2 protein-coding genes are annotated in these 2,926 nt (G+C 72.7%); both read right to left on the bottom strand.

Annotated elements, in window-relative coordinates; all coding sequences use genetic code 11:
- On the bottom strand, positions 1-1,403 hold a 1,403-nt coding region (locus tag I4I78_RS31595), incomplete at its 3' end, for a class I adenylate-forming enzyme family protein (protein WP_218615174.1).
- Positions 1,400-2,926 (bottom strand): class I adenylate-forming enzyme family protein (locus I4I78_RS31590; protein ID WP_218615173.1); only part of this gene is annotated, 1,527 nt, incomplete at its 5' end. The genes I4I78_RS31590 and I4I78_RS31595, both read right to left, overlap by 4 nt.

The following is a 2,926-nucleotide window of genomic DNA, read 5'->3' as shown; positions in this document are numbered from 1 at the left end:
TCGTCCAGCTCGGGGTGGTCGGCGAGGCACTCCTCCACCTCGCGGGCGGAGATGTTCTCCATCTTGCGGATGATGATGTCCTTGATCCGCCCGGTGACGGTCACGGTGCCGTTCGGGCTGACCCGCCCGAGGTCGCCGGTCCGGAAGTAGCCGTGCTCGTCGAACGCCGCCTCGTCGAGCGAGGAGTCCACGTAGCCGAGCATCAGCTGCGGGCCGCGCACACGCAGCTCGCCCTCCTCGCCGGGCTCCGCGCGGGTCCCGTCCGCCAGCACCGCGAGGACCTCGCCGCCGGGCCCTGGCCTGCCCTCGCCGGTGGCGTGCTCGTCGTCGGTGTCCTTCGGTGTGCCCCAGGTCAGGTAGGGGCATTCGGTCATCCCGTACCCGGAGACGACGCCGATCCCACCGATCTGCTCGCGCACCTGCTCGTGCAGGGCTGCTGGCCGCCCGGCGCCACCGCAGAGGGTGGCCCGGACGTGCTGGAACAGCGGCCGGTCCGGCTGCTCACGCTGGCGTGCGAGGTAGGTCTTGATGAACGGCAGGCCCGATCCGAGGAGTGTGATCCGGTTCTCGGAGAGCAGGTCGACCGTGGCGGCCGGGTCGAACGCGGCGGTGGTGACCAGGCTGCCGCCGGTGCGCAACGAGGTGAGCACGTGAGCGATCCCGCCGACGTGCGCGAGCGGGAGCAGCGTGGCCGTCTGGTCGCCCGCGGTGACGTCCAGGTTGGCGCAGAAGGTGTCCGACGCGGCGATCAGGCCTCGGTCGGTGTGCTTGGCGCCCTTCGGGTCCGAGGTCGTTCCGGAGGTGTAGAACAGCCAGCGCGCCTGCGCCGGACCGTCGGACTCCGGCGGCGACGGCAGCAGCGACACCTCGCCGTCGGGTAGCGCCCCGGCGATCGGGCCGAGCGGTGTGGCGGGGTCGAGGACGTGGGTCCGCAGCCCGGGCACGGCCGCGGCCACCGCACCACCGACCGCGGCGAAGTCCGTGCCGCGGAACTCACCGGTCACGAACAGGTGGGTCGCTCGGGCCTGGCCGCACACGAAGCTCAGTTCCCGCTCGCGCAGCAGCATGACCAGCGGGTTCTGCACCGCGCCGAGCCGGCACAGTGCCAGCGACAGCACGATGGTGGAGAACCGGTTCGGCAGCTGCCAGGACACGATGTCGCCGGGTGCGACGCCCAGGCCGGCGAGGCCCGCAGCCGCCCGCTCGACGGCCGCGTGCAGCTCCGCGAAGGTCATCCGGGTGCGGTGCTCGTCCACGCCGAACAGCGCGTCCGGGGTGGCCTCGGCGCGGCGGGCGAGCAGCTCGGCCACGGTCGCGGCCGGGAAGGGCGGCCTCCACACGGGAGGTGGGCTCTGTGGCGGGACGACCTCGACGGCTTCCGGCTCCACGGACACGTCGCTCACCGCCCCACCGGGGCGAGCAGCGCCGCTCGGACCTCGCGCTTGAGGATCTTGCCTGCAGGCCCCAGCGGCAGCTCGTCGCGGAATTCGAACCGGCGGGGCTGTTTGTACCCGGCTAGGTTGCCGCGGCAGTGGTCGCGCAGCGCCGCCTCCAGGCCGGGGTCCGGCGTGCCCAGGCCGACCACCACGGCCACCGGGGTCTCGCCCCACTCCGGGTCCGGCAGACCGACGACGGTCACCAGGTCGACGCCCGGGTGCGCCGCGATGACCCGCTCGATCTCGGCGGGATAGACGTTGAACCCGCCAGAGATGATCATGTCGGTTTTCCGGCCCGCGATGTAGAGGTAGCCGCGCTCGTCGAGCTTGCCGAGGTCGCCGGTCCACAGCCCGGTGCGGCGGAACGTCTCCGCGCTCGCCTCCGGCTTGTTCCAGTACCCGGCGGCGACCATGTCGGACCGGACCACGATCTCGCCGGTCTCGCCGATCGGCAGCTCCTCACCGTCGGCCCCGACGATCCGGATCTCGGCCATCGCCGTCCCCCGCCCGCACGAGGCCAGCAGGCCCTCGTCGCCCGCGACGGCGGCCCGGTGGTCGGCGGGAGTGAGGATGGTCGCCTGCCCGCCGGCTTCGGTCGACCCGTAGCGCTGCTGCAGGTCGCAGCCCAGCCGCTCCATGGCCTCCCGGGCGAGCCCGGGCGGGACGGGTGCGGAGCCGTAGCTGATCCGGCGCAGGCTGGAGACGTCCCGGCCGGGGTCGGCCTCGAGCACCGTCAACGTGCGCATGAGCATGGTCGGGATGAACGTGGTCATGGTGACCCGGCTGCGCTCGATCTCGTCGATCACGTGCTCGGGATCGAAGCGCGGGTGCAGCACGAGGGTCTGGCCCAGGAACATCCCGGACACGGTGCGCACCATGCCGCCCGCGGTGAAGCACGGTGTGGTGCCCAGCGTGACGTCGGTGTGCACGGCCTCCGTCGCCAGCGAGGTGTCCAGCGCCTGCGCGACCATGCCGCGGTGCAGCTGGACCACGCCCTTGGGGTGGCCTGTCGTGCCGCTGGTGTAGAGCAGGAACTGCACGTCGTCGCGGGTCAGCGTCTGGGGGGTCGGGTCGGCGTCGACCGACCCGGCGAGGAGACCTTCGTAGTCCTTGCCCGCCTCCTCGCCGCCGATCTGCACGACGAGCTCGAGGTTCTGCGCGAGTACCTCGCCCGCCAGTGCCGTCTGGTCGGTGTGCACGATCCCCGCACGCGCACCCGAGTCGGCGAGTTGGTGGGCGATCTCAGGGGCGGAGAGCCGGATGTTGACCGGGACCGCGACCAGTCCGGCCTTGGCGAGGCCGAACACGATCTCCGGCCACTCGGCGGTGTTGCGGGAGCAGACGGCGACCCGGTCGCCGGTGCGCAGCCCGGCAGCCAGCAGCGCCGTTCCGAGCCGATTGGCCCGCTCGTTCACGGCGGCCCATGTCAGGGCGGTGCCACCGGAGAGTACGGCGGTCTTGGTGGGGTACCGGCGCGCGTTGCGGCGGGG

It is taken from the genome of Pseudonocardia sp. KRD291 (assembly GCF_019263595.1).
Classification (GTDB): Bacteria; Actinomycetota; Actinomycetes; order Mycobacteriales; family Pseudonocardiaceae; genus Pseudonocardia.
This window is presented reverse-complemented; position numbering and strand designations above follow the sequence as displayed.